This window comes from Streptomyces sp. NPDC048172 (assembly GCF_043202595.1).
In the GTDB taxonomy this organism is placed as follows: Bacteria; Actinomycetota; Actinomycetes; order Streptomycetales; family Streptomycetaceae; genus Streptomyces.
In genome coordinates this window covers 1,549,680-1,574,595 of the sequence record NZ_JBIDAT010000001.1, presented here as the reverse complement: position 1 = coordinate 1,574,595, position 24,916 = coordinate 1,549,680, and the positions used below count along the sequence as shown (strand labels likewise).

Annotated in this window: 23 protein-coding genes and 2 pseudogenes; 13 read left to right on the top strand and 12 right to left on the bottom strand. The window is 73.0% G+C overall.

Going from position 1 to position 24,916, the window contains the following annotated elements; genetic code table 11:
- The first annotated feature begins 180 nt into the window (after positions 1 to 180).
- On the top strand, positions 181 to 1,650 hold the full coding sequence (locus ACGF3A_RS07285) for a M81 family metallopeptidase (RefSeq protein WP_393726637.1): 1,470 nt from the start codon (positions 181 to 183) through the stop codon (positions 1,648 to 1,650).
- On the opposite strand, the gene ACGF3A_RS07280 is transcribed toward ACGF3A_RS07285, so the two are convergent.
- The 5 genes and pseudogenes from ACGF3A_RS07280 to ACGF3A_RS07260 form a co-directional block, all read right to left on the bottom strand.
- Positions 1,631 to 2,272: an HAD family hydrolase gene (locus ACGF3A_RS07280; RefSeq protein WP_393726635.1), complete on the bottom strand. Its 642-nt coding sequence runs from the start codon at positions 2,270 to 2,272 to the stop codon at positions 1,631 to 1,633. The two genes, ACGF3A_RS07285 and ACGF3A_RS07280, sit on opposite strands and share 20 nt — an antisense overlap.
- On the bottom strand, positions 2,269 to 3,093 hold the full coding sequence (locus tag ACGF3A_RS07275) for a ketose-bisphosphate aldolase (protein WP_393726633.1): 825 nt from the start codon (positions 3,091 to 3,093) through the stop codon (positions 2,269 to 2,271). The genes ACGF3A_RS07280 and ACGF3A_RS07275 overlap by 4 nt, the downstream gene beginning before the upstream one ends.
- 42 nt (positions 3,094 to 3,135) lie before the next feature.
- Positions 3,136 to 4,083, bottom strand: coding sequence for a 1-phosphofructokinase family hexose kinase (locus ACGF3A_RS07270; protein ID WP_393726631.1), 948 nt, complete (start codon positions 4,081 to 4,083; stop codon positions 3,136 to 3,138).
- Positions 4,080 to 4,895, bottom strand: a complete 816-nt coding sequence (locus ACGF3A_RS07265) for a DeoR/GlpR family DNA-binding transcription regulator (protein WP_393726629.1) — start codon at positions 4,893 to 4,895, stop codon at positions 4,080 to 4,082. Before ACGF3A_RS07265 ends, ACGF3A_RS07270 begins: the two co-directional genes overlap by 4 nt.
- A 22-nt stretch (positions 4,896 to 4,917) precedes the next feature.
- Positions 4,918 to 6,890 (bottom strand): annotated as a pseudogene (locus ACGF3A_RS07260) (fructose-specific PTS transporter subunit EIIC).
- A 185-nt stretch (positions 6,891 to 7,075) separates the two neighbouring features.
- On the opposite strand from ACGF3A_RS07260, the pseudogene ACGF3A_RS07255 reads away from it, so the two are divergent.
- Positions 7,076 to 8,267: pseudogene (locus ACGF3A_RS07255) on the top strand (RNA-guided endonuclease InsQ/TnpB family protein); the annotation flags it as partial.
- Between the two features lie 177 nt (positions 8,268 to 8,444).
- Here the strand turns inward: ACGF3A_RS07255 and ACGF3A_RS07250 are convergent.
- Entirely contained in the window at positions 8,445 to 9,023 is a 579-nt protein-coding gene (locus tag ACGF3A_RS07250; RefSeq protein ID WP_393726627.1) for a TetR/AcrR family transcriptional regulator, read from the bottom strand.
- 103 nt (positions 9,024 to 9,126) lie between these two features.
- Here ACGF3A_RS07250 and ACGF3A_RS07245 point away from each other — a divergent pair, with 103 nt between their 5' ends.
- The 10 genes from ACGF3A_RS07245 to ACGF3A_RS07200 all read left to right on the top strand — a co-directional run bounded on the left by ACGF3A_RS07245 (position 9,127) and on the right by ACGF3A_RS07200 (position 16,803).
- The gene (locus ACGF3A_RS07245; RefSeq protein ID WP_393726625.1) at positions 9,127 to 9,573 is read left to right on the top strand and encodes an anthrone oxygenase family protein; all 447 of its coding nucleotides are present in this window, start codon (positions 9,127 to 9,129) and stop codon (positions 9,571 to 9,573) included.
- A 54-nt stretch (positions 9,574 to 9,627) separates the two neighbouring features.
- Positions 9,628 to 10,071, top strand: a complete 444-nt coding sequence (locus ACGF3A_RS07240) for a DUF4267 domain-containing protein (RefSeq protein WP_393727203.1) — start codon at positions 9,628 to 9,630, stop codon at positions 10,069 to 10,071.
- 82 nt (positions 10,072 to 10,153) lie between these two features.
- Entirely contained in the window at positions 10,154 to 10,996 is an 843-nt protein-coding gene (locus ACGF3A_RS07235) for an MOSC domain-containing protein (protein WP_393726623.1), read from the top strand.
- A 160-nt stretch (positions 10,997 to 11,156) separates the two neighbouring features.
- Positions 11,157 to 11,813, top strand: a complete 657-nt coding sequence (locus tag ACGF3A_RS07230; RefSeq protein WP_393726621.1) for a hypothetical protein — start codon at positions 11,157 to 11,159, stop codon at positions 11,811 to 11,813.
- Positions 11,814 to 11,835: 22 nt separating this feature from the next.
- Positions 11,836 to 12,258, top strand: a complete 423-nt coding sequence (locus ACGF3A_RS07225) for a PadR family transcriptional regulator (RefSeq protein WP_393726620.1) — start codon at positions 11,836 to 11,838, stop codon at positions 12,256 to 12,258.
- Positions 12,255 to 12,836, top strand: coding sequence for an HAAS signaling domain-containing protein (locus ACGF3A_RS07220; RefSeq protein ID WP_393726618.1), 582 nt, complete (start codon positions 12,255 to 12,257; stop codon positions 12,834 to 12,836). Before ACGF3A_RS07225 ends, ACGF3A_RS07220 begins: the two co-directional genes overlap by 4 nt.
- A 171-nt stretch (positions 12,837 to 13,007) precedes the next feature.
- On the top strand, positions 13,008 to 14,711 hold the full coding sequence (locus ACGF3A_RS07215) for a TerD family protein (protein WP_393726616.1): 1,704 nt from the start codon (positions 13,008 to 13,010) through the stop codon (positions 14,709 to 14,711).
- A 13-nt stretch (positions 14,712 to 14,724) separates the two neighbouring features.
- Complete coding sequence (locus tag ACGF3A_RS07210; protein WP_393726614.1) at positions 14,725 to 15,411, top strand: AIM24 family protein; 687 nt, start codon at positions 14,725 to 14,727, stop codon at positions 15,409 to 15,411.
- Between the two features lie 19 nt (positions 15,412 to 15,430).
- Complete coding sequence (locus ACGF3A_RS07205) at positions 15,431 to 16,192, top strand: AIM24 family protein (RefSeq protein ID WP_393726612.1); 762 nt, start codon at positions 15,431 to 15,433, stop codon at positions 16,190 to 16,192.
- 131 nt (positions 16,193 to 16,323) lie between these two features.
- Positions 16,324 to 16,803, top strand: coding sequence for a DoxX family protein (locus ACGF3A_RS07200; RefSeq protein ID WP_393726610.1), 480 nt, complete (start codon positions 16,324 to 16,326; stop codon positions 16,801 to 16,803).
- Between the two features lie 69 nt (positions 16,804 to 16,872).
- Here the strand turns inward: ACGF3A_RS07200 and gatB are convergent, their stop codons facing one another.
- From gatB to gatC, 4 genes are read right to left on the bottom strand one after another with little or no spacing between them, the layout of a single operon-like run.
- Positions 16,873 to 18,384, bottom strand: coding sequence for an Asp-tRNA(Asn)/Glu-tRNA(Gln) amidotransferase subunit GatB (gene gatB / locus ACGF3A_RS07195; protein WP_393726608.1), 1,512 nt, complete (start codon positions 18,382 to 18,384; stop codon positions 16,873 to 16,875).
- Between the two features lie 37 nt (positions 18,385 to 18,421).
- Positions 18,422 to 18,667 carry a hypothetical protein gene (locus ACGF3A_RS07190; protein WP_393726606.1) on the bottom strand — a complete coding sequence of 82 codons (246 nt, stop codon included), beginning with the start codon at positions 18,665 to 18,667 and terminating at the stop codon, positions 18,422 to 18,424.
- Complete coding sequence (gene gatA, locus ACGF3A_RS07185) at positions 18,664 to 20,169, bottom strand: Asp-tRNA(Asn)/Glu-tRNA(Gln) amidotransferase subunit GatA (protein WP_393726604.1); 1,506 nt, start codon at positions 20,167 to 20,169, stop codon at positions 18,664 to 18,666. Before gatA ends, ACGF3A_RS07190 begins: the two co-directional genes overlap by 4 nt.
- A complete protein-coding gene (gatC, locus tag ACGF3A_RS07180) occupies positions 20,166 to 20,462 on the bottom strand; it encodes an Asp-tRNA(Asn)/Glu-tRNA(Gln) amidotransferase subunit GatC (RefSeq protein ID WP_393726602.1) in 297 nt (98 codons plus the stop codon). The genes gatA and gatC overlap by 4 nt, the downstream gene beginning before the upstream one ends.
- Positions 20,463 to 20,637: 175 nt before the next feature.
- On the opposite strand from gatC, the gene ACGF3A_RS07175 reads away from it, so the two are divergent.
- Positions 20,638 to 21,072 carry a hypothetical protein gene (locus tag ACGF3A_RS07175; protein ID WP_393726600.1) on the top strand — a complete coding sequence of 145 codons (435 nt, stop codon included), beginning with the start codon at positions 20,638 to 20,640 and terminating at the stop codon, positions 21,070 to 21,072.
- Here ACGF3A_RS07175 and ACGF3A_RS07170 read toward each other — a convergent pair.
- Both ACGF3A_RS07170 and ACGF3A_RS07165 read right to left on the bottom strand, forming a co-directional pair.
- Entirely contained in the window at positions 21,035 to 23,152 is a 2,118-nt protein-coding gene (locus ACGF3A_RS07170; RefSeq protein ID WP_393726598.1) for an acyltransferase family protein, read from the bottom strand. The two genes, ACGF3A_RS07175 and ACGF3A_RS07170, sit on opposite strands and share 38 nt — an antisense overlap.
- A gap of 16 nt (positions 23,153 to 23,168) precedes the next feature.
- Positions 23,169 to 24,845, bottom strand: coding sequence for a glycosyltransferase family 2 protein (locus ACGF3A_RS07165; protein ID WP_393726596.1), 1,677 nt, complete (start codon positions 24,843 to 24,845; stop codon positions 23,169 to 23,171).
- Positions 24,846 to 24,916 lie beyond the last annotated feature (71 nt).

Genomic DNA, 24,916 nt, shown 5'->3' with positions numbered 1-24,916 from the left:
GGAACAGGGGCAAGCCCCGAAGTGTCGTGACCCGGCGCGCCCGCGCGGCGGAGCCGCATATCAAACACAGGCCCGCGCCCCTAGGGAGAAGGGGCGAGCCCAAAAGTCTTGAACCGGTCGCGCCCCGCGGCGGAGCCGAAAGGGGCACCCCGTGATCAGCACAGCAGGAGGAGGACCAGGATGAACACCCGGAGACTCCGGATCGGCATAGGAGGGATGGCCATCGAGTCGAGCGGATTCTGCCCGCACAGGTCGTCCTACGAGGACTTTCGCGTGACGCGAGGCCAAGACCTGCTGGACCGGTACACGTGGACGCGCCCCGAGCATGAGCTAGCCCGAGGAGTCGAGTGGGTGCCGCTCGTGCATGCCGTGGCGCTCCCGGGAGGCCCCGTCACACCGGAGACCTACGACCGGATCTCCGCCGAACTCGTGACCCGTACAAGAGAGGCGGGCCCGCTCGACGGTCTCGTCTTCGACATCCACGGCGCGATGAGCGTGATCGGGATGACTGACGCCGAGGCGGCGCTCAGCGCCGCCGTCCGGGCCGCGACAGGGCCGGAGACGATGATCTCCGCGGCGATGGACCTGCACGGCAACGTCTCGTACGACTTCGCCCGCCACCTCGACCTGCTGACCGCGCACCGCCTCGCCCCGCACGAGGACGCGTGGGACACCCGCGAGCGCGCCGCGCGCAAGCTCGTCGAACGGCTGGAGTCGGGGAAGGGGCGGCCGTACCGCGCCTGGGTGCAGATCCCCGTGCTGCTGCCCGGCGAGAAGACCAGCACGCGGCTCGAACCGGCGAAGTCCCTGTACGGCTCGCTCGCCGCGATCGAGGCGAAGGACGGGATCACGGACGCCGCGATGTGGGTGGGCTACGCGTGGGCCGACGAGCCCCGCTGCCGCGCGGCCGTCGTCGTGACGGGCGACGACGCGGACCTCGTACGCGCGGAGGCGGGGGCGCTCGCGCGCGGGTACTGGGAGGCGCGGCGCGACTTCGTGTTCGTCGGGCCGACGGGGCAGGCGGACGCGTGCGTGGCGAAGGCCGTGGCCTCGGACGCGCGCCCGTTCCTGATCAGCGACTCCGGCGACAACCCGACCGCGGGCGGCGCGGGCGACCTCCCGTACATGCTGGGCCGTCTCCTCGCGAACGAGGACCTCGCGGCGGGCCGCGCCACCGCCCTGCACCCCGGCATCACGGACCGGGCCGCCGTGGACGCCTGCTTCGCCGCCGGGACCGGCGCGCACGTCGAGCTGGACGTGGGCGGCGAGGTCAGCGCGGGCACGGGCGCGCACGCGGGGCCGTACGCGCTGGACGGCGAGGTCGTCTCGCTCCAGACGCTGGACGGCGTACGCGCGGCGGCCGTGCGGCGGGGCGGGGTGACCGCTGTGTTCACCGAGCGCCGCAAGCCCTTCCACACCCGCGCCGACTTCGGCGAGCTGGACCCGACGGCGTACGACCTGGTCGTCGTGAAGATCGGCTATCTGGAGCCCGAGCTCTACGAGATGGCGGCGGACTGGCTGCTGGCGCTGACCCCCGGCGGCGTCGACCAGGACCTGCTCCGTCTCGGCCACCACCGCGTGGAGCGGCCCCTCTATCCGTTCGACGACGAGGGCTTCGAGGAGCCGGACCTCACGCCGGTCCTGCTGTGAGGCCCAGCCGGGCGCGGAGGGCCGGGTCGCCGACGTGCGTCACGTACGTGTCCGCGCCCGGGCAGGTCGCGGGGGTGCCGAGCCCGACGACGGTGAGCCCGGCCTCGGCCGCGGCGCGCACGCCGAGCGCGGTGTCCTCGACGGCCAGCGCCTCGCCCGGCGGGACACCGAGCGAGGCGCACGCGGCGAGGTAGACGTCGGGCGCGGGCTTGGGCCGTGCCACCTCGTCCCCGGCGACGGTCGCGGGCACCAGCGCCGCGAGCCCGCCGACGGCGAGCGTCTTGTCGAGCAGCGCCCGGAAGCTGTTGCTGGCGATGGCGACGGGCAGCACGGCCGCCGCGCCGCGCACCGTCTCCAGGGCGCCGGGCAGCGGGCGGGCGTGGGCGCCGACGGCGGCGATCAGTTCGGTGTTCAGCTCCTCGGCCAGCGCGGCGGCGTCCTCGCCGAGTTCGGCGCCCAGCACCTTCCCGGCGTCGCCCATGGCGAGCCCGGTGAGCGCGACCCGTACGTCCTCGGGGCAGGTGCGGGCACGGCGCGCGAACATCGCGTCGTACGCGGCGTCCGCGCACGGCAGCGTGTCCATGAGCGTGCCGTCGCAGTCGAAGACGACGGCGCGCGTCACCGCTCACCCCCGAGGAGGGTGACGAGCCGGGCGACCTCGTCGGCGACGGCCTCGCGGCCGGGGGCGAGGTAGCGGCGGGGATCGACGGTGTCCGGGTGCGCGCCGAGATGGGCGCGGACGGCCTCCGTGAAGCGGATGTTGAGGTGCGTCGCCATGTTGATCTTCGTCATCCCGGCCCGTACGGCCGCGACGAGGTCCGCGTCCGCGACGCCGGACGAGCCGTGCAGCACGAGCGGCACGCCGAGCGCGGCGCGCAGTTCGGCGATCAGCCCGAGGTCGAGCGCGGCGTCGCGGGTGCGCATGGCGTGCGAGGTGCCGACGGCGACGGCGAGCGCGTCCACGCCCGTGTCGCGTACGAACGCCACGGCCTCCGCCGGGTCCGTACGGGCCCCCGGCGCGTGCACCCCGTCCTTGCCGCCGACCTCGCCGAGCTCGGCCTCGACCCAGACGCCGCGCGTGTGGCAGCGCCGGGTGACCTCGGCGGTGGCGGCGACGTTCGCGGCGTAGTCGAGCTTCGAGGCGTCGAACATGACGGAGGGCACGCCGAGTTCGACGGCCTCCTCGACGAGCGCCTCGTCGGTGGCGTGGTCGAGGTGGACGGAGACGGGCACCTCGGCGGCGCGCGCCGCGGCGAGGGCGGCGCTCGCGAGGGGCGCCAGCGCCCGGTGGTACCGCACCGCGTTCTCGCTGATCTGGAGCACGACGGGCCGCCCGGCGCGCTCGGCGCCCTCGACGACGGCGGTGACGTGTTCGAGCTGGATCACGTTGAACGCGGGCACGACGCCGCCCTCGGCGGCTATCTCTCCGGTACCGGTGAGCATGGGGTTTCTCCTTGTGCGGTGGCGGGCGGGGCGGCGGCGCTCTCAGTCGAGCAGCAGCTCGCGGTCCCTCTCGACCCGGTCGTGGAACGAGATCTCGAACCCCGAGTCGTCGATGTCGGGCCCCAGCAGCGTGCCGGAGCGCATGATCGCGGCGGAGGCCCAGCGCAGGGCCTCCCGGAGCGCCGGGGCCCCCTCGCCGCCCGCTCCCAGGAACCCGGCCAGCAGGGCGTCACCGGCCCCGACGGTGTTCTGGGGACGCAGGACGCGCGCCTCGGCGTGCAGCGAGGGCTCGCCGGGGGCGACGAGGAGCGCGCCGTCCGCGCCGAGGCTCGCGAGGACCGTGCGCGCGCCCGCGTCCTGGAGGCGCCGCGCCGCGTCGACCGCGTCGCCGAGCCGCGTCACGGGCACGCCCGCGACCTGGGCGAGTTCGTGGACGTTGGGCTTCACCAGGTCGGGGCCGTGCCGGACCGCCTCCGCGAGTGCCGCGCCCGAACTGTCCACCGCCACCCGCGCGGTGACCCCGGACTCCAGCAGCCGCCCGTAGAAGCCGGGTTCGACGCCGCGCGGCAGGCTTCCGGCGGCCAGCAGCCAGCTCGCGGAGGCCGCCTCCGCGTCCTTGACCGCGCGCTCCAGCAGCGCCGCCGTCTCGTCGGCGCTGAGCTCGGGGCCCGGCTCGTTGACCTTGGTGACGCGTCCGCTCGCGCTCTCGACGACGCTCACGTTGCTCCGTACGGAGCCCGCGACCGGCACTCCGGCGAAGTCCAGCCCCGTACGGTGCAGCATCTGCGCGAGGACGGCGCCGTCGGGTCCGCCGAGCGGGAGGACGGCGCGGGTGGGGCGGCCCTGCGCGAGCAGCGCCAGGGAGACGTTGATGCCCTTGCCGCTGGGTTCGAGCCCGCACGGCTCGGCGCGGTTGACCTCGCCGGGGACGTACTCCGTGACCGTCAGGGTGCGGTCGATGGAGGGGTTGGGGGTCAGCGTGACGATCATGCGCGGAGGATCTCCTGGATTCCGGCGTCGGTGAGCCGCGCCGCGTCCTCGTCGGACAGCCCTGTGTCCGTGACGAGGAGGTCGACGTCGGCGAGCTGGGCGTACTGGTAGAGCCGCTCTCTGCCCACCTTGTGGTGGTCGGCGAGCAGGATCCTTCTGCGCGCCGCCGAGAACATCAGCCGCTTGATGGCGGCCTCGGAGGTGTCGGGCGTGCTCAGACCCCGTTCCACGGAGATCGCGTTGGTGCCGAGGAAGGCGACGTCGACCCTGATCTCGGAGAGGGTCCGCATCGCCCAGTGGTCGACCTCGGCGAGCGTACGGGCGCGGACCCGGCCGCCGAGGGTGTGGACGTCGAGCTGAGGCCGGCCGACGAGCGCGAGCGCGACGGGCAGGGTGTTGGTGAAGACGGTCAGCTCGCGGTCGCCGGGGAACATCTCCGCGAGGCACGCGGTGGTGGACCCGGCGTCGATCAGCACCGTCCCCGCCGTCGGCACGTGCTCCAGCGCGGCCTGCGCGATGCGGCGCTTCTCGCGCTGGTAGCCCGTACGTTCGGCGGTGGGCGGCTCCAGCGACAGGCTCTCGGCGGGGACGGCCCCGCCGTGCTGCCGCCGCAGCAGCCCCTGGCGCTCCAGCAGGACGAGGTCGCGCCGGATGGTCTCGGCGGAGACCCCGAGCCGCTCGGCGGTCTCGGCGGCGTCGAGCCTGCCGTCCTCGCGGACGATCCGCAGGAGGGTCTGCTGCCGCTCGGCCGCGTACTGCTGCCGGTCGTTCTGCGGGGCGCTCTGCCGGTCGCTCTGCCGGTCGCTGCTCATGGGGTGGGCACTCTCCGTTCGTTCACGCGTCCTGGACGGCCGCCGACGCGCGCCGCGTCGTGCTCTTGAGCACGATCACGAGCAGCGCGGCGACCGCCACCCCGACGGCGATGGACAGCAGCCACAGGAACGGGCTGCCCACCAGCGGCGTGACGAACAGGCCGCCGTGCGGGGCCCGCAGGGGCGTGCCGATGGCCATCGTCATCATGCCTGTGGTGGCGCACCCGGCCATGCACGCGGGGATCACGCGGAGCGGATCGAGCGCGACGAACGGCAGCGCGCCCTCGGTGATCTGGGAGAAGCCCAGCACCCACGCAGCCTTGCCGTTCTGCTGCTCGGCCTTGCTGAAGAGGGACTTGCGCACGGTCGTCGCCAGCGCGAGGGCGAGCGGCGGCACGACGTTGATCGCGATGACCGCGCCCATCACCTTGAACGCGCCGTCGGTGCCGGTGGTCAGGCCCGCGACGCCGAAGGTGTAGGCGACCTTGTTGACCGGGCCGCCCATGTCGAAGGCGGAGAGGATGCCCATGACGGCGCCGAGCAGCAGCGCGTTGCCGCCGCTGAGGCTGTTGAGCCAGTCGGTGAGCCCCTCCTGCGCCCAGGCGATGGGCCTGCCGACGACGGTGAACATCAGCCCGCCGACGATCAGCGAGCCGAGCAGCGGGATCACGACGACCGGCATGATCGCCCGTAGCGCGGCGGGGATCTTCAGCTTGCGCAGCCACAGCACCAGGCCGCCCGCCATCAGACCGGCGGCGAGCCCGCCCAGGAACCCGGCCTCGACGGCGACCGCGACCGCGCCGCCGACGATGCCGGGCGCGAGGCCAGGACGGTCGGCCATGGCGAAGGCGATGTAGCCGGACAGCACGGGGACCAGGTACTCGAAGGCGAGCTGCCCCGTCTGGAAGCAGAGCGCGGCCCAGCTCTTGAGCTCGGTCCAGTCGAAGTGCTTGGTGACGGCGGCGGCCTTGTCGATCTCGTACCCGCCCAGCGCGAAGCCGAGCGCGATGAGGATGCCGCCCGCTGCGACGAACGGAATCATGTAACTGACCCCGGTCATGAGCCAGCCCCGCAGCTGCGCGCCGCGGCCCTCGCCCTGCGGCGGCTCGGCGGCGGGCGCGGTCTCCCGTTCCGTAGCGGCCTCTTCCGCTTCCGCGCGTGCGCCGCTCCCGGCGGCGGCGACGGCGCGCGCGATCAGCCCGGCGCCGTCGCTGATCGCGTTCTTCACGCCGACCTGCACGGTGGGCTTGCCCGCGAACCGGTCCTTGTCGCGCACCTCCACGTCGGCGGCGAAGATCACGGCGTCGGCCGCGGCGATGACGTCGGCGGCGACGGGCTCGGCACCCGCCGAGCCCTGCGTCTCGACGTCGATCCGGACGCCCGCCTCGGCGGCGGCCTGCTCCAGGGCCTCGGCGGCCATGTACGTGTGGGCGATGCCCGTCGGGCAGGCGGTGACGGCGACGATACGCGCCCCGCCCGTCCCCTCCTCCCGGGACTCGCCCGGGGACTCCCCCGCCGAGGTCTGCGGCGCGGCGCTCACTGCACCGTCACCTCCTGCCGCACGAACGCGGCGACGGCCTCGGCGTCCTCGGCCGCGCGCAGCTCCCCCGTGAACGCGGGGCGTACGAGGCGGCGGGCGAGCGCGGCGAGGATCTTCAGGTGCTCGGAGTCCCCGCCCTCGGGCGCGGCGATCAGGAAGACCAGATCGGCGGGGACGCCGTCGGCGGCCCCGAAGTCGACGCCGCCCTCCCGGACCCGGCCGAAGGCCAGGCTGGGGACGGTGACGTGCGCGGACCGGCAGTGCGGGATCGCGACCCCGCCGTCCAGCCCGGTCGCCGCCTGCGCCTCGCGCGCCTCGACGTCCGCGAGGAAGCCGTCCAGATCGGTCACCCGTCCCGCGTCGCGCAGCCGCGCGGCCAGCAGCCGGACGGCCGCGCGACGGTCGGTGGCGGGCAGGTCGGTGTCCACCAGATCGGCGCTGATCAGGTCAGTCATCGGGTCTCCTCCATGGATACCCCCGGCTTCTGCCGGGGGAGGAAGCGAAGCTTCCGCGTGAGCGGGGCAGGGAAGGTCGATTCGCCGTCAGGGCGGATCGGTGTACACCGGATCTGCTGGTGGGGGACACCGCAAAGATCAATCGGAGTCAACTGTCAGTCCTCCCGGGTAGGTTCGGATGCGTGATGACAGAAGCGACCACGGAGGCGACCGGGCATTGTCGGTACGCCTACCGTCTGCGTCTGTCGTCCACGGCCCGTACTGCCCTTGAGGCGGAGTGGGACCGCTGCCGGTGGGTGTGGAATGAGTGCGTCGCCAAGTCCAAGCAGGTTCACGCGCGCAATCGGGCGACCGGGGAGAAGGCGACGTGTGGGCCGGTTCAGCTCGCGGCGATGCTGACCGGGGCCCGTGCCCGTACGCCGTGGCTGCGGGAGGGTGCCTGTGTTCCTCAGCAGCAGTTGATCCGCGACTTCGGCAAGTCCCGCGCCAGGGCGCTCAGGGATATCAAGGCCGGGTTGCCGATGCGGCAGCGTGCCGGGATGCCGAAGTACAAGAAGAAGCGCGAGGCACTGCCCACCCTCGAATACACCCGGCGGGGGTTCCGGCTGAAAGACGGGCGCGTGCACCTCGCCGGCGGGATCGTGGTACGCCCGGTGTGGTCGCGGGAACTGCCCGAACCGCCGTCCAGCGTGCGCGTGTACCGCGACGCGGTGGGGCACTGGTGGGTCTCTTTCGTGACGGCCGCAGTGACCGAGGAACTGCCTGCTACCGGACGCGTGATCGGTATCGACTGGGGTGTGAGGGAGACCGCGACCACCACCAGCGACGACCACGACCTGCCGCACGCCCAGCACGGCAGGACGGCGGCGCAGAAGCTGGCGAAGTACCAGCGGATGATGGCCCGCCGCAAGCCGCCCAAGGGGCAGGCTGGCTCGAAGGGCTACCGCGAGGCGAAGCGGCAGACTGCGAAGCTGCACCGCAAGGTCGCAGCCCAGCGGCAGGACACCGGCCGCAAGTGGGCCAAGAAGGTGGTGCGGAACCATGACGCCCTCGCGGTGGAGGACTTCAGGCCGAAGTTCCTCGCGAAGTCGACCATGGCCCGCAAGGCCGCCGATGCGGCGATCGGTGCCACCAAGGCGGCCCTGGTCGAGATGGCCCGCAAGCACGGCCGGATTGTGCACCTGGTGCATCCGGCGCATACCACGATGGACTGCGCGGACTGCGGAGCGAGAACCAAGCACGCGCTGCCTCTCTCGGAACGAACGTATGCCTGCACCGCGTGCGGAGTGTCCCGACCTCGGGACAAGAACTCCGCTCGCGTGATGCTGGTCCGGGCTGGTCTTCAACCCGGCTAGTGCTGATCGTGTAAGACCTGCTCCCCCGCCGGGGGGCAGGCGACGTGAGCTAGGAATCCCCCTCGTTCACAAGGGGGAGGGGTCAAGAGGGAACCCTCCAGGAACACGAGCCAGAGGCACGCGACCGCGCCCCATCTGCCGGAACCTTAACCCACACAAACCCACGTGGGAACCCACACCACCCCCTCGCCGCCGCCACTCAGAGGACGGCGAGCCGGTCCACCAGCAGATTCACCCGGTAGTCGGTCTCCTCCGGCGGCAGCCGTCCCTCCCGGGTCAGGGTGGCCAGGCCGTGCAGGGCCGCCCAGAACGTCTCGGTGAACAGCACCGGATCCACACCCTTCCCGGCGACCTCGCCGAGCGTCTCCAGCATCGCGGCGAAGGCGTCCTTCAGCGGCTCGGGAGTGTCCTCCTGCGCGTACAGCAGGCCACCGTCGAGCTGGAACAGGGCGTCGTAGACCGCCGGATGACGCTCGGCGAGGTCGAGGTAGGTGCGGGCGAGGAGGGTGACCCGGGCGCGCGGGCTCGACCCGGCGGCCGTCGCGTGCCGCATCGCCACGGCCATCTCGGCGGCACCCTGGAGGGCGACGGCGCCGATGATCTCGCGCTTGCCGCGGAAGTGGCTGTAGAGGACCGGCTGGCTGTATTCGATGCGCTCGGCGAGCCGCCGGGTGGTGACCGCGTCCCAGCCCTGCTCCTCGGCGAGTTCGCGAGCCGTGGCCACGATGAGGCGCTCACGCTCCGCCCGTTCGCGCTGCTTGCGTTCTTGTACCGACATGAGTCGATCCTAGCACCGCTAGACAAACGAGCGGCAGCAGCGCTAGCGTTGCCCCATCGGCTAGCACTGCTAGATTCCGTTCCCGATCCCAGGAGGGGTCCTCATGCTCACCGCACTTGAGATCGTCACCACCGTCGTCGTCGGCGTGATGGTGGGGGTGGAGTTCGCCGTCCCCTTCTTCATCAACCCGATCCTCAACGCGCTCCCCGGCGACAACGGCCTGCTCGGCCGCATCCACGGGGGGCGGGTGGGCGGCGCCGTGATGCCGTTCTGGTACATCGGCTCGCTCGTCCTCGTCGGGATCTGGGCCGTCGCCGGGCGCCACGAGGACGGCACCGGCCTCGTCATCGCCGCCGCCGCGCTGCTGGTCGTCAGCGTGCTGATGTCGGTCCTGCTGCTCGTCCCGATCAACAACCGGGTCAAGGCCTGGACCCCCGAGAGCCGGCCGGCCGACTGGAAGCAGCAGCTGACCCGCTGGGACCGCCTCCACTACGTCCGCGTCGCCGTCATCGTCGCCGCCTTCGCCTGCCTGGCCGCCGCCCTCGCCTGACACCCGGACCCACAGACCCACAGACCCACAAGGAGAAGAACGATGTCGCTGAAGCTGTCACTGAAGAAGGTCAACACCGTCCTGGCCGCCGCCTTCGTCCTCTTCATCCTCTGGTTCGGGACGGAGTTCATCCTGAGACCGGAGACGGTGGCGCCGACCTTCGGCCTGCCGAGCTGGCCGTCCGGCGACGGCGGCGGCTTCCTCGTCGTCAAGGGGATCCGCGACGTCGTGATGGCCCTGGGCCTGGGAATCCTGCTGGTGACGGGCCACCGCCGGGCACTGGGCTGGGTGCTGCTGGTGGAGTCCCTCGCCGCGTACGGCGACATGACCACCGTGCTGGGCCACCATGGCTCCGCGGCCACCGCGCTCGGCGTCCATGGCCTGACCGCGACGCTGATGGTGGTCACCGGCCTGCTGTTCCTGCGCGAGACGCGTAAGACGCGCGAGACCCGCGAGAGCGGCGCCGCTCCGGCGACGTCCGCCCCGCAGGCCGCCTGACGCTGCCGTGGCCACCATGACCACCATGACCACCGCGGAAAACCCACCGCGTCCCGAACGCGCCGCGCATTACCGTGAGGCCATGGTCACCAGGGTCGACGTCGCGGAACTGATCACGTATCCCGTCAAAGGCTGCGCCGGGGTCGCGGAGCGGGAGGTGCCGCTCGGGCCCGCCGGGCTCGCGCACGACCGCGCGTTCATGGTCACCGACGAGGACGGGGTGTACCGCACCCAACGCCACCACCCGGCCCTGGCGTTGATCCGCCCGGAGATCGCGGCCGACGGGGCCGTGCTCACGCTCGACGCGCGGGGCGCGGGCCCCGTGAAGGTCGAGGTGGACACGGAGTCGCCCGCACGCCCCGTGGACCTCTTCGGCGCCCCCTTCCGCGGCATCGACCAGGGCGACGAGGCCGCCGCCTGGCTCTCCGAGTTCCTCGGCACGCCGAGCCGCCTGGTGCGCGTGCCGCCGGACCACGACCGCGTGACGGACGGCCTCACGCCCGGCACCTCCGGCTTCGCCGACAGCGGCGCGGTCCATCTCCTCTCCCGTGCCTCGCTCGACGGGCTCAACGCCCGTATCGAGGCGGCGGGCCGCGCCCCGCTGCCCATGGCCCGCTTCCGCCCCAACATCGTGGTCGACGGCTGGCCCGAGCCGCACCGCGAGGACGGCATCCGCCGCGCCACGGTCGCCGGTACGGAGCTGGCGTACGCCAAGCCCGCGATCCGCTGCGCCGTCACGCTGGTCGACCAGGAGGCCGGGGCCAAGGCGGGCCCCGAACCGCTGCGCACCCTCGCCGCGTACCGCCGCAACCCGAAGGAGGCAGGCGGCGGGGTCACGTTCGGGACCAAGTTCTCGGTGCTGCGCGGCGGGACGCTGCGGGTGGGCGACACGCTGACCGTCACGGAGTGGGCCCCGGACGCCTGACGGCGCCGTCCCTCCTCCCGGGGTCGTCGTCCCTTCCGCCGCGCGGCGGAGGGCAGTCGGCGGGGTTGGCCCCGGCGGGCGACGTGCCGGGGCGGGGCGCGCTGCGATCTTCGAGAGGCGCCGGACCGTGCGAGTCCGGCCGCCGAAGGAGATCCCGTCCATGAACAGCCCGTCCATGAACGCCGACCGGATCCACGCCGCCGAGGAGCAGCGCACCACCGGGCGGCTGCGCGCCGCGTGGCGCGCCGCGCACGCCCCCGTCCCCGGAGTCCCGCGCTGGGCGCACCTCGCGGCACTCGCCGTCCCGCTGACCGTCCTCCCGTCCGGCCTGTGGCGGATCGCCGTCTTCATCCCCGGGCTGGGCGAGGACCACGGCAGCGGCAACCTCCCCGCCTGGCTGCCCACTCCCGTGTACGTGGTCCTCCTCTCGCTCTTCTCGGAGGCGCTGGCGTTCACGGCCGTCGGGCTGATCGCGTCCTGGGGCGAGGTGTTCCCGCGCTGGCTCCCCGTCCTGCGCGGGCGCCGGGTCCCGACGGCCGCCGCCGTGGTCCCGGCCGCGCTGGGCACCGTGGCGCTGACGCTCCTGTGGACCGTTTTCGCCCTCGTCACGCAGATCTCCGGCACGACGATCCGGGGTGAGCCGGTGTCCGAGGACTACCCGGGCTCGGCGGGCGGCTGGAGCGAGGCGGTGTTCTACGCCTGCTACGCCCCGCTCGTCCTGTGGGGGCCGCTGCTGGGCGCGGTCACGGTGGCGTACTGGCGGCGGCGCAGGGCCGCCCACGAGGGCCGAGGGAAGGGCGGCTTCCGCAACCCGTAGGTCGCAAGGTACTGTGCATTGCATGGAACCAGGCAAGGCGAGCAACCGCGCCGGAGGCAAGGCCGAGAGCCAGCTCCGCAAGGGCGTGCTCGAATACTGCGTGCTGGCGCTGATGCGCGACGGCCCCCGGTACGGGGTCGAGCTGCTGCGCGAGCTGGAGGAGAGCGGCGCGCTCGCGACGAGTCAGGGCACCGTGTATCCCCTGCTCTCCCGGCTCCGGCGGGACGAACTCGTCGTCACGACCTGGCGCGAGTCCACCTCGGGCCCGCCCCGGCGCTACTACGAGCTGACCGACGCGGGACGCGCGGCGCTCGCCGAGTTCGCCGACATCTGGCCCGGCTTCCGGAACGCGGTCGACCACTTCCTCGCAGCGCCGCCTGCTCCCCCGTCATCCGCCGCCTCCCCCTCACCCTCCATCCCCCACGCACCAGGAGAAGCACCATGAAGACCGGCGAGCACACCGCGATCCACCAGTACCTGTCGGCGGTCGAGCGCGAGGCGTCGGCCCTGCCCGCCGAGCGCAAGCAGGAGCTGCTCGCCGACCTCGCCGAGCACATCGAGGTCACCCTCGCCGAGCGCGGCGCCGAGGACGACGCGGCGATACGCGAGGTCCTGCGCGAACTGGGCGACCCCCGCACCATCGCGGCCACCGCGCTCGGCGAGGCGGGCATCCCGGCCGCCGCGCCCGCACCGCGCGCGGCGCGCGGCAACATCGAGCCGTGGATCGCGCCCCTGGTCCTCGCCCTCGCCACCCCGGTCGGCCTGATCTTCGACATGGGCCTCCTGGCGTCCGTCCTGCGCATCGGGGGCATCGTCCTGCTCTGGCTGACCCCGCGCTTCACGCAGTCCCAGAAGACCGTGACGACCGTGCTCACCGCCGCCGTGGTCCTCGTCCTGAACCTGTTCATGGTCTCCGTCGACCCCGGCGGCCTGACGCCCTGGCGCATCGTCCACGGCGTCCAGGTCGTGGTCCCCCTCGCCCTCTCGGCCTGGCTCTGGACGGCCTCCCGCCGCCGCGCCTGACGGCGGCGACACCGTGCGGGAGCACACAGGTCCGGCGCACGCCGGGGGTACGCACACGGCGGCGCCCGCGCGGAGACCCGTTAGCCTGTGGTCACTGTCGGACCGGGCGGGTCACGCACGACGACAGCAGCACGCCGAACACGCACCACGGGATGGGGGACGTCGTTACGTATGCCCAGGGAATTGCAGCGCGGCCACAAGGCCAAGGTCAGTGATCTGACGGCGGGCACGGACCTGTACATCGGCGTGCAGGTCGCCGGGCCCGGACTCGCCTTCGACATCAGTTGCTTCGGTCTGGACGGGCAGGAGCGCCTCTCCGACGACCGCTACTTCATCTTCTTCAATCAGCCGAAGTCGCCCGAGGAGTCGCTCCAGCTCCTCGGCGCGCAGGCCGGGGACGCCGAGTCGTTCCGGGTGACGCTGGACCGGATCCCCGCGCAGGTGCAGCGCCTGTCGTTCACGGCGGCCCTCGACGGCGCCGGGCAGATGTCGCAGGCCGGGCCCGGGTACATCCGTATCGTCGCGGGCGGCGAGGAGGTCGCGCGGTACGCGTTCGACGGCTCGGAGTTCACGACCGAGCGCGCCGTGATGCTCGGGGACTTCTACCGCAAGGACGACATCTGGCGGTTCGCCGCGGTCGGGCAGGGCTTCGACGGCGGGCTCGACGCGCTGCTGAAGCACTTCGGCGGCGAGGTCGCGGAGGAGCAGGCACCGGCGCCGGAGCCGCAGCAGCAGGCCGCGGCGCCCGGGTTCGCACCGCCCGCGCAGCCCGCGCCGGGCTTCGCCCCGCCCGCCGCCGCGCAGGCCCCCGCACCCGCACCGGCCCCCGCGCCAGCTCCGGCACCTGCACCGGCACCTGCACCGCAGGCCCCGGCGCCCGCACCGGCTCCGGCACCGGCCCCCGCGCAGCCCGACGTGCACAGCGCGCCCACCGTCGCCGTGCCCACCGGTCCCCTCGGGCCGCCTCCGCCGCCGCCCGGCGAGGGCCCGCCCGGAGGCCCGCCGCAGCCGAACACCCCGTTCCCGCCGCAGCAGGCCCAGCAGCCCCCGGCGCCCCAGGCCCCGCAGATGCCCCAGGCACCTCAGGCACCTCAGGCGCCCCAGGCCCCCGGCCAGCAGCTGTCCAACCCGTTCGCGCAGCAGGCCCCTCCGGGCCCGCCCGGCGGCCCCGCCGCCGGAGGCTTCGGCGCCCCGCAGATCCCGCAGGGGCCCGCGGCCGGGATCGGCGCGGCCCTGGAGAAGTACCGCGAGGTCCCGACGGGCCAGCGGTGGACGCTCCAGAACCACGCGCTCGTCCGCGCCGACATCGGCATCGACGGCCAGCCCGTCCTCGCCAAGCAGGGCAGCATGGTGCTGTACCAGGGCAAGGTCGACTTCTCGTACAAGGGCGCGGGCTTCTCCGGCCGCGTCGTCGGGAACGCGACGGGCCAGGAGATGCAGCTCATGCGCTGCACCGGCCGCGGCCAGGTCTTCTTCGCCGAGCAGAACGCGCACGTCCACCCCGTCGAGCTGCAGGGCGACGGGCTCTGCGTCTCCGCCGAGAACGTGCTCGCGTTCGACGAGTCGCTCCAGCACGAGGTCCGCCGCATCGAGGGCCACGGCATCCCCGGCGGCGCGCTGTTCACCATGCAGTTCACCGGCACCGGCACGGTGATCGTGAAGACGCAGGGCACGCCCGTCGTCCTCCCCGTCACCCCCACCACGTTCGCGGACGCGCAGGCGGTCGTGGCCTGGTCGGCGGCGGCGCAGGTCGTCATCTCCAGCCAGGTCCGGCTGCACCGCAACGCCTATCCGGGGCACAGCGGCGAGACCGTGAACCTGCAGTTCCGCGGCGCCCCCGGGAACTTCATCGTCGTCCAGCCGTACGAGGTCTGAGGGAGCCCGTCACATGAACCAGCCAGCAGCACTCGCGGGCTTCGCCGCCGCACCGGTCACCGCCCGTATGCAGAACCACGGCCAGCACATGGTCAAGGTCGCGATGCAGTCGGGCCAGGACCTCTTCGCCCGGCCGGGCTCGATGGTCGCGTACGAGGGCTTCGTCCAGTACGAGGCGAACCCGCCCGCCGTACGGCAGATGGCCTCGCAGTGGCTCACCGGCGAGCAGAACCCGCTGATGCTCTGCCGCGGCGACGGCCTGCTCTACCTCGCGGACTACGGCGCGGACGTCGTCTGCGTGAACCTCAACGAGGAGTCGCTCTCCGTCAACGGCACCAACCTGCTCGCCTTCGACGCGCACCTCCAGTGGGGTGTCGAACGCGTCAAGGGCCTGGCCAAATTCGCTGGGCAGGGCCTGTTCAACGTGGCCGTGCGCGGCACCGGCTGGGTCGCGCTCACCTCGCGCGGCGCGCCGGTCGTCGTGGACTGCGGGCGGGGCGAGGACGAGACGTACGTCGATCCGGACGCGCTCGTCGCCTGGTCCAGCGGTCTGAAGATGAAGGGCAAGCGCAGCATGAAGGCCGGGGCGCTCATCGGGCGCGGCAGCGGCGAGGCGTACCAGATCGCGTTCTCCGGACAGGGGTTCGTGGTCGTCCAGCCGAGCGAGGACAGCACGGACCGCATCCGGGTCCGGGGCTGACGGGGAGGAAAGAACAGCCGTGCAAAGCTCACTCTTCGGATACGCCGAGGTCCAGACGCAGGACCGCTACGCCGTCCAGAACCCGCAGCTCCTCCGCGTCCAGCTCACCGGTCACGACGACGTGCTGGCCCGCAAGGGCGCGATGGTCGCCTACCAGGGCCTGCTGGAGTTCGACGCCGAGTTCCAGGGCGGCGGCAGGCGCCGGGGCCCGCAGCGCGAGCAGCTCCCGCTGATGCGCTGCTCGGGCCAGGGGTCGGTCTTCCTCGCCAACCTCGCCCAGTTCGTGCACGTCGTGGACGTCGACCGCGACGGCCTCACGGTGGACGCCTCGTACGTCCTGGCCATGGACTCGACGCTGCACCACGAGATCATCTCCGTGGACAGCCAGTTCGGCATCTCCGGCACCGGCGCGTACAACCTCAACATCACCGGGCAGGGCAAGGTCGCCCTGATGACGTCCGGGCAGCCGCTGCTCCTGAACGTCACCCCGGACACGTACGTCAACGCCGACTCGGACGCGGTCGTCGCCTGGTCCTCGGGCCTCCGCGTCCAGATGCAGGCCCAGACCTCGTCGCAGGGCGTCTGGCGGCGCCGGGGCAACACCGGCGAGGGCTGGGAGCTCTCCTTCATGGGCCAGGGCTACGCGCTCGTCCAGCCCAGCGAACTCCTCCCGCCCCAGGGCGCCGAGATCGGCGGCGGCGTCCGCGCCCAGTACGGCATGGGCCAGCAGGGCGCCCGCGGCCAGAACCAGGGCAACGCCTGGCAGCCGCACTCACGCTGACGCCGCCCGTACTCCTCGCGGAGTAGGTCAGCGGTCGTCGGCCGTACGACGCGTGGCGGTAGGGGCCCGGGCGAGAGTGGGAACGGTTCAGCGGTTCTCGCGCCCGCCCGGCCCCTACAGGGAGACGGCCCATGCATCCCACCACGCCCACCGACCCCACCAAGCCCAGCGCCCCGTTACCGGACCGGTCCGCCGCGCTCATCAGGCGCATCGACACGGCGCACCCGTACGTCCTCTCCCTCTTCCGTGTCGTCGTCGGGCTGCTCTTCGCCTGTCACGGCCTCGGCTCCCTCTTCGGCGTCATCGGCCCGGCGGCCGGGCCCGAGGTCGACACCGCCGCCACGGGCGACTGGCCCATCTGGTACGCGGCTGTCATCGAACTCGTGGGCGGCACGCTGGTGATGCTCGGCCTCGGCACCCGCACGGCGGCCCTGCTCTGCTCCGGGGAGATGGCCTACGCGTACTTCGACACCCACGCGCCCGAGGGCCTGATCCCCCTGGACAACGGCGGGGAGATCGCCGCGTTCTACTGCTGGGCGTTCCTGCTGCTCGTCTGCACCGGGCCCGGCCCCCTGTCCCTGGACCGGCTGCTGCGCGGGCGGCGGCGCTGAGCGGAGAGAGAAGAAGAGGGCCCCGCACCGGAGTGCGGGGCCCTCGACGTCGGCCGGGAGTTGGAAGGCTCAGCCTTCGACGCCCAGCTTCTCCAGGATCAGCTCCTTGACGCGGGCCGCGTCCGCCTGGCCCCGAGTGGCCTTCATGACGGCGCCGACCAGGGCTCCCGCCGCCTGGACCTTGCCGCCGCGGATCTTGTCGGCGATGCCGGGGTTCCCGGCGATGGCCTCGTCCACGGCCGTACCGAGCGCGCCCTCGTCGGAGACGACCTTGAGGCCGCGCTTCTCGACGACCTCGTCCGGAGTGCCCTCGCCCGCGAGGACGCCCTCGATGGTCTGGCGGGCCAGCTTGTCGTTCAGCGAGCCCTCGGACACCAGGGCCGTCACCCGGGCGACCTGCTCGGGCGTGATCGGCAGCGCGGTCAGGTCGACGCCCTGCTCGTTGGCGCTGCGCGCCAGTTCGCCCATCCACCACTTACGGGCCGAGGCGGCGTCGGCGCCCGCCTCGATCGTGGCGACGATGGGGTCGACGGCGCCCGCGTTCAGCACGGACTGCATCTCGTGCTGCGAGATGTCCCACTCCTCGCGCAACCGGTTGCGGCGCTCGCGCGGGAGTTCCGGCAGCGTGCCGCGCAGCTCGTCCACCCACTCGCGGGGCGGGGCCACGGGGACGAGGTCCGGCTCGGGGAAGTAGCGGTAGTCCTCCGCCTCCTCCTTCACGCGGCCCGGCGTCGTGGAGCCGTCCTCCTCGTGGAAGTGCCGGGTCTCCTGGACGATCGTGCCGCCCGCGTCGAGCACCGCCGCGTGCCGCTGGATCTCGAAGCGCGCCGCGCGCTCCACGGAGCGCAGCGAGTTGACGTTCTTCGTCTCGGAGCGGGTGCCGAACTTCTCCCGGCCGTGGGGCCGCAGCGACAGGTTCACGTCGCAGCGCATCTGGCCCTGCTCCATGCGCGCCTCGGAGACGCCGAGGGCCTTGATGAGCTCGCGCAGCTCGGCGACGTACGCCTTGGCGACCTCGGGGGCCCGCTCCCCCGCACCCTCGATCGGCTTGGTGACGATCTCGATGAGCGGGATGCCCGCGCGGTTGTAGTCGAGGAGGGAGTGGGACGCGCCCTGGATACGGCCCGTGGCGCCGCCCACGTGCGTGGACTTGCCGGTGTCCTCCTCCATGTGCGCGCGCTCGATCTCGACGCGGAAGACCTCGCCGTCCTCCAGCTGGACGTCCAGATAGCCGTTGAAGGCGATCGGCTCGTCGTACTGCGAGGTCTGGAAGTTCTTCGGCATGTCCGGATAGAAGTAGTTCTTCCGGGCGAAGCGGCACCACTCGGCGATCTCGCAGTGCAGCGCGAGGCCGATACGGACGGCGGACTCGACGCCCGTCGCGTTGACGACGGGCAGCGCGCCCGGCAGGCCCAGGCAGGTCGGGCAGACCTGGCTGTTGGGGTCGGCGCCCAGCTCGGTCGAGCAGCCGCAGAACATCTTGGTCCTGGTGCCGAGTTCGACGTGGACCTCTAGGCCCATCACGGGGTCGTAGGACTCCAGCGCGTCGTCGTACGACACCAGCTCAGTGACGGTGGTCACGGAAAAAGCTCACCTTTCTCAGTCGTCCGCGCGGGACTCAGTCGTCCGCGAGGACGTCGTCGACGCTCATGCGGCGCAGCTCGCGGACGAGCAGCGCGACGCCCGTGGCGATCGCGGCGGCGGACACCACCGCGTCGACGAGCTGGAGCTTGTCGCCCTCCAGCCGCGCCTTCTTGGCCTGCTTCGCGACGCTGACGGCGCCGAAGAGCGTGGTGCCGATGGACAGGTACGTGCCGGGCTTCGACTTCTTGAAGCCCTTGGCCTTCTCCAGTTTTCCACTCACAGCGACGGTGCCTCCTCAAGCAGCGGGTGACCCCAACGTGCCTGGTAGGCGGCCTCGACCGCCGCACCGACACGGTAGAGCCGGTCATCGGCCAGGGCGGGGGCGATGATCTGGAGCCCCACCGGGAGCCCGTCCTCGGGCGCGAGCCCGCACGGCAGTGACATGGCGGCGTTGCCCGCCAGGTTGGACGGGATGGTGCACAGGTCGGCGAGGTACATCGCCATCGGGTCGTCGGCGCGCTCGCCGATCGGGAAGGCGGTGGTCGGGGTGGTCGGTGAGACCATCACGTCCACCTGCTCGAACGCCTTCTCGAAGTCACGGGTGATCAGGGTGCGGACCTTCTGCGCCGAGCCGTAGTACGCGTCGTAGTAGCCGGAGCTGAGCGCGTACGTGCCGAGCATGACGCGGCGCTTGACCTCGTCGCCGAACCCGGCCTCGCGGGTCAGCGCGGTGACCTCCTCCGCCGAGTGCGAGCCGTCGTCGCCGACGCGCAGGCCGTAGCGCATCGCGTCGAAGCGGGCGAGGTTCGAGGAGCACTCGGAGGGGGCGATCAGGTAGTACGCCGCGAGGGCCTTGGTGAAGGACGGGCAGGAGATCTCCACGACCTCGGCGCCCAGCTCGCGCAGCAGCTCGACGGACTCGTCGAAGCGCTGCATCACGCCCGCCTGGTACCCCTCGCCGCGGAACTCCTTGACGACGCCGACCCGCAGGCCCTTCACGTCCCCGTTCCGCGCGGCGGTGACCACGTCCGGGACGGGCTGGTCGATGGAGGTCGAGTCCAGCTCGTCGTGCCCGCCGATCACGCTGTGCAGCAGCGCCGCGTCCAGCACCGTACGGGCACAGGGGCCGCCCTGGTCCAGGGAGGACGAGAAGGCGACCATGCCGTAACGGGAGACCCCGCCGTAGGTGGGCTTGACGCCGACCGTGCCGGTGACGGCGGCGGGCTGGCGGATCGAGCCGCCGGTGTCGGTGCCGATCGCGAGGGGCGCCTCGTACGCCGCGAGGGAGGCGGAGGAGCCGCCGCCGGAGCCGCCGGGGATACGGGTGAGGTCCCAGGGGTTGCCGGTCGGCCCGTACGCGCTGTTCTCGGTCGAGGACCCCATGGCGAACTCGTCCATGTTGGTCTTGCCGAGGATGACGACGTCGGCCTCCCGCAGGCGCCGGGTCACCGTCGCGTCGTACGGCGGGATCCAGCCTTCGAGGATCTTGGACCCCACGGTGGTCGGGATGCCCTGCGTGGTGAAGATGTCCTTCAGCGCGAGGGGCACACCGGCCAGCGGCCCGAGCTTCTCGCCGCGCTCCCGCTTGGCGTCGACCTCGCGGGCCTTCTCCAGCGCGCCCTCGCGGTCCACGTGCAGGAACGCGTGGACCTTCTCGTCCACGGCTTCGATACGGGCGAGGTGCGCCTCGGTCACCTCGACGGCGGACAGCTCGCCGCTCGCGATCTTCCCGGCGAGCTCGGCGGCCGTCAGCTTGATGATGTCGGTGGCCATGGTCGTCATTCCTCCCCGAGGATCTGCGGCACCTTGAAACGCTGCTGCTCCTGAGCGGGCGCCTGATTGAGGGCCTGCGCCGGGGTGAGGCTCGGACGGACCTCGTCCGGGCGCATCACATTGGTCAGGGGCAGCGGGTGGGAGGTCGGCGGAACGTCCTCGTCGGCGACATCCGAGACGGTGGCGACCGCCCCGATGATGTCGTCGAGCTGTCCGGCGAAGTGATCGAGCTCTTCGTCCTTCAGCTCCAGACGCGCCAGCTTCGCGAGGTGGGCGACCTCCTCGCGCGAGATGCCAGGCATGCAGCGATCCTCTGGGGTGAGTGTTGGATTTTCCGCCCCAATCCTATGGGTCCCCGCTCGATGCCCGCGAAGGGCTTTGCCGGGAGGCCGGTGGTGCCTCCGCTACAACCCTGGACATGTCTCGGTTGTCCCAGAAAGAGAGACATATCTCTTCACTGGGGGAAGCATGAAGCGCATGAAGACCACCGCTCTCACGTTCGCCGTCGCCGCCGCGGCGGCCACGACGCTCGCCTCGGCTCCGGCGGCCACCGCAGCGCCGCCGGAGAAGAAGGCCGAAACCAAGCAGATCGCGTCCACGACTCTCGGGGACGACTACAAGCTCACCCTCACCGCCCTCCGCGACACCGGCGACCCGTACGCCGCGAGCGTCCGCCTCACCGTCTACGGGCACACGAGCGGCGCGTGGAAGGAGACGGACCGGGTGACGGTCGGCGAGGTCGGCGGCTGGTTCTGGTACCCGCTCACCGGCAAGGGCGCGGTCTGCCGCTTCACGGCGGGCTCCACGAACCCCGCCCCGATCGAGGTCAGCCTCACCGTCACCCCGTCCATCGGCTGCTCCCCCACCGACCACTTCACCCTGAAGGACGGCCGGGTGTACGGGGACTCGTAGGACGCGCGGGAAGCGCGGGAAGCGCGCCCGACGTGACGAGCCGGCGCTCGACGCGCGGGGCGAGCAGCACCGTCGCGGTGTTCGTCAGGTGCGCGCCGTCGCGGTAGAGCAGCACCCCCTGCCGTACGGCGGGGCACTCGGGCCCGCCGTCCGGGCACAGCACCGGGTTGACGTCGACCAGGTGGAGGCCCGGGCGGCGGCCCGAAGCGATGTCCTCCGCGAGCGGATCGCGCGTCAGCGCCGTACCGCGCGGGAAGGCGCAGCCGTCCGGGTCGCCGGGCCGCCCGGAGACGCAGGCGGGCACGTCCGTGCCGGGCGTCGGGGTGTCCCTCACGTACGCGAGGGGCGCCCCGGTCGCGCGCAGGCGGCGCAGGGTGTGGTCCCAGCCGCGCCGCAGCTCCGCGCGGTCGTCCGTGTAGTGGTTGAGCGAGGCGAGGACGATCAGCGCGGGGCGCGGCCCGGAGCGCAGCCGGTCCAGGGCGTGGTCGCGCCAGGTGTCGCACTCGCGGTAGCGGTGGCCGAGCTGCGGGTTGACGACGTCGAGGCGGGCGAGCGGGCAGCCCTGCTTGGCGAGCTCCTCCAGGCCCCAGCCGCGCCGTTCGGCGACGCGGCGCAGCGCCGAGTGCCACTGCCCGGCGTGCGAGTCGCCGAGCAGGACGATCCGGGGCCTGCCGGGGCCGCCTCCGAAGCGGCAGGGCGGCGAGGTGGTGGCGGCGGGCGCGACCTGGCAGGCGCCGTCGGGCGGGAAGTCGCGCCGGGCCTGCGCCGGTTCGGGGACCAGCGCGCCGGGCGGTGCCGCCCGCGCGCCCTCGGCGAGCAGCGCGCTCCCGGTGGCGGCGCCGCGCGGCAGCGCCGTCAGGTCGACGGGGTGCGTCGGCCCGACGCGGGCGAGCGCGGTGCTGCCCGCGACGAGCCCGAGGACGACGGGGATGACCATGGCGCTCAGCCCCAGCGACAGCCCGCGGCGCGGGAGTTCGGCGACGGTACGGGAGGAGCGCAGCGGGGTCTCCACCCAGCGGCGGGCCGCCAGCGCGGGCAGCAGCGCGGCGGCGGTGAGCGCCGTCCTCGCGGGCCAGGACAGCGGGCCCGTACGCGCCTCGGTGAGGACGAGCACGGGCCAGTGCCACAGGTAGAGCTGGTAGGAGAGCCGCCCGACGGCGCGGGGCGCGCGCAGCGCGAGCAGCCGTCCGACGCTCCAGCGGGCCGCGTTCCCGGAGGCACCGGAGGCACCGGAGGCACCGGAGGCACCGGAGGCACCGGCGAGGATCACGGCGGCGGTGCCGAGCGTGGGCAGCAGCGCGGCGGTGCCGGGATACGGGGTGGCGGCGGTGAAGCGGAGGACGGCGACGACGATCGCCGCCGCACCGGCCCAGCCGAGCAGGGCGCGCAGCGGCGGCGGGACCCGTAACCGCGCGGGCAGCAGGGCGACCAGCGCCCCGGCGCCGAACTGCCAGGCGCGGGAGGGCGTTCCGAGGTACGCGAGCGAGACGGCCTGGCCGCTCCAGCGCAGGCACAGCCAGAGCGAGACGCCCTTGACGGCGGCGGCCACGAGGAACAGGGGGACGCGTGCCCGGCGGCGTACGGCGAGCGCCACCACGAGCGCGAAGAGCGGCGCCCATACGGCGTAGAACTGCTCCTCGACGGCGAGCGACCAGAAGTGGAGCAGCGCGCTCTGGTCGCGTCCGGCGGCGAGGTAGTCGGTCTGCCCCTCGATGTAGTGCCAGTTGGCGAGGCTCAGCGCGGCGGCGAGCAGGTCGCGGTAGAGGTCGGGCCTGGTGAGCGGCGGCAGGAGCAGCATCGCGGCGGGCACGGTGGCGATGAGCACGACGGCGGCCGAGGGCAGCAGCCGCCGCGCGCGGCGGGCGAAGAACGCGGTGAGCCGGACGCGTCCGGTGGTGAGCGCCTCGCGCAGCAGCAGCGTGGTGATCAGGTAGCCGGAGACGACGAAGAAGACGTCGACGCCGACATAGCCCCCGGCGAGCCCGGGGACGGTGGCGTGGAAGGCGAGTACGGCGAGCAGAGCGACGGCACGCAGCCCCTCGATGTCGGGGCGGAACCAGTGCTCGGTGGCGGACGGCACGGTACGTGAGGCCCTTTCAGAAGGTCAGCATGGGGTCGGCCCAGCCCGAGGCCAGCAGGAGGACGAGGAGCAGCGAGGACGTCGTGGCCAGCGCCTCGGGCCAGCGCCGGGGCCGCATCGGAGTACGGGGAGCGGCGGGGGCCGCCGGGGCCGTACGGCCGCGGAGCGCGCGCACCAGGTCCCGCAGCAGCGGCAGGTTGAGCTGGCACTGGACGAGGACGTAGAGCCCGAGACCCCACGCGTCGCCCCAGCCCGCGTGGTGGACGGCGACGGCGAGCCCGGCGAGCGTGGCGGCGGTGGAGAGCGCGAGCCACCAGGCGGTGGCGCGGACGATCCGCGTGCCGGCGCCGCCGCCTCCCCGCGCGCTCCCCGAGGCGGCGCCGGTCGGCACCCACCCGGCGCCCCGGCCGCGCAGCGTGTCCAGCAGCGCGGCCCCGGCGGCGGCGCTGACCAGCAGGTTGGCGCGGACGACCTCGAAGCGCCAGCGCGTCCGGCTGACCCTCGGCAGCAGCACGTGCCACAGCCACAGCGGCGCGAGCAGCGGGAGGACGTGCCAGGGGCGGACCTGCTCCGGGTAGCCGAACATCATCACGAGCGGCGGCAGCAGCGCGGTGACCGTGTTGACGAGGCCCGCGAGGTACCCGGCGATGCCCTCGTAGTAGCAGAGCCGCAGCCGCCACGAGGCGCCCGTACGGCCGAGGCGGCCGAGGTCGCGGGTGACGAGGAGGCGGAGGTTGCCCATGGCCCAGCGGTACTGCTGGTTGGCGAAGGCGTGCGCGGTCTCGGGCGAGGTGCCCTTGGCGACGAGCACGGGGACGTACAGCGTGCGGTGCCCGAGCCGGTGCAGCTCCAGCCCCGTGTACATGTCCTCGGAGTGGTCGAGCCGCGCGAAGCCCCCGGCCGCGTCGAGCGCGGAGCGCCGGTAGACGGCGTTGCTGCCGCAGCAGATGGCGGCGTCGGCGGCGTCCCTGGCGGGCTGGATCCAGCGGAAGAACCACTCCTGCGCGGCCCCCGCCGCACGCTGGATCCACCCCATCGAGGGGTCGGTGTCGAAGCACTGGGGGCTCTGCACGATGCCGACGGTGGGGTCGGCGAGGTAGGGCACGAGGTGGTGCAGGAAGTCGGGGCGCGGGGTGAAGTCGGCGTCCAGCACGGCGACCAGCTCGCCGGTGCTGAGGGTGAGGGCGTGGTTGAGGTTGCCCGCCTTCTTCAGGTGCCCGCGGTCGGGGCGTACGACGTAGCGGAAGCCGTGCTCCCCGGCGAGCGCGGCGACCTCGTCGCGGGCGGCGTCGTCGAGCACCCAGACGTCGAGCCCGCCGGGCCAGCGGACGGCGGCCACGGCGCGGTAGGCGTTGGCGAGGACGTCGAGGGGCTCGCCGCAGGTCGGGAGGTAGAGGTCCACGCGCGGCGCGTCCCCGGGGCGCCAGGCGCGGAGCAGCACCTCGTGCGAGCGGCGCGAGAAGCGGCGCTGGCGCAGCGTGTTGACCGAGGTCAGCACGAGCGCCACGAGGTTGAGGCCGAGGACGGCCAGGAACGCCCACAGCGCGGGCGTCCGCAGCGCGAAGGCGCACATGCTGGCGCCGGTCACGACCGAGACGAGGGAGCTGCACAGCAGCACCCATCTGCGCTGGGGCCCGAAGTACCAGTACAGCTCGCGGTCGTCGGGCGGTAACGGAAGTTGACGCTTCATCATGAATCCCCCCATGTCAGGTGCTTGGCACGGAAGCCACCATAACCTAGAGGTCTAGACCAATGTTGAAGAGT

Excerpts from the sequence above, each read along its gene's own strand:
- ACGF3A_RS07285 (WP_393726637.1), top strand. The coding sequence starts at position 181 with ATGAACACCCGGAGACTCCGGATCGGCATAGGAGGGATGGCCATCGAG.
- ACGF3A_RS07275 (WP_393726633.1), bottom strand. The coding sequence starts at position 3,093 with ATGCTCACCGGTACCGGAGAGATAGCCGCCGAGGGCGGCGTCGTGCCC.
- ACGF3A_RS07270 (WP_393726631.1), bottom strand. The coding sequence starts at position 4,083 with ATGATCGTCACGCTGACCCCCAACCCCTCCATCGACCGCACCCTGACG.
- ACGF3A_RS07265 (WP_393726629.1), bottom strand. The coding sequence starts at position 4,895 with ATGAGCAGCGACCGGCAGAGCGACCGGCAGAGCGCCCCGCAGAACGAC.
- ACGF3A_RS07250 (WP_393726627.1), bottom strand. The coding sequence starts at position 9,023 with ATGTCGGTACAAGAACGCAAGCAGCGCGAACGGGCGGAGCGTGAGCGC.
- ACGF3A_RS07245 (WP_393726625.1), top strand. The coding sequence starts at position 9,127 with ATGCTCACCGCACTTGAGATCGTCACCACCGTCGTCGTCGGCGTGATG.
- ACGF3A_RS07235 (WP_393726623.1), top strand. The coding sequence starts at position 10,154 with ATGGTCACCAGGGTCGACGTCGCGGAACTGATCACGTATCCCGTCAAA.
- ACGF3A_RS07230 (WP_393726621.1), top strand. The coding sequence starts at position 11,157 with ATGAACAGCCCGTCCATGAACGCCGACCGGATCCACGCCGCCGAGGAG.
- ACGF3A_RS07225 (WP_393726620.1), top strand. The coding sequence starts at position 11,836 with ATGGAACCAGGCAAGGCGAGCAACCGCGCCGGAGGCAAGGCCGAGAGC.
- ACGF3A_RS07220 (WP_393726618.1), top strand. The coding sequence starts at position 12,255 with ATGAAGACCGGCGAGCACACCGCGATCCACCAGTACCTGTCGGCGGTC.
- ACGF3A_RS07215 (WP_393726616.1), top strand. The coding sequence starts at position 13,008 with ATGCCCAGGGAATTGCAGCGCGGCCACAAGGCCAAGGTCAGTGATCTG.
- ACGF3A_RS07210 (WP_393726614.1), top strand. The coding sequence starts at position 14,725 with ATGAACCAGCCAGCAGCACTCGCGGGCTTCGCCGCCGCACCGGTCACC.
- ACGF3A_RS07200 (WP_393726610.1), top strand. The coding sequence starts at position 16,324 with ATGCATCCCACCACGCCCACCGACCCCACCAAGCCCAGCGCCCCGTTA.
- gatA (WP_393726604.1), bottom strand. The coding sequence starts at position 20,169 with ATGACGACCATGGCCACCGACATCATCAAGCTGACGGCCGCCGAGCTC.
- gatC (WP_393726602.1), bottom strand. The coding sequence starts at position 20,462 with ATGCCTGGCATCTCGCGCGAGGAGGTCGCCCACCTCGCGAAGCTGGCG.
- ACGF3A_RS07175 (WP_393726600.1), top strand. The coding sequence starts at position 20,638 with ATGAAGACCACCGCTCTCACGTTCGCCGTCGCCGCCGCGGCGGCCACG.
- ACGF3A_RS07165 (WP_393726596.1), bottom strand. The coding sequence starts at position 24,845 with ATGATGAAGCGTCAACTTCCGTTACCGCCCGACGACCGCGAGCTGTAC.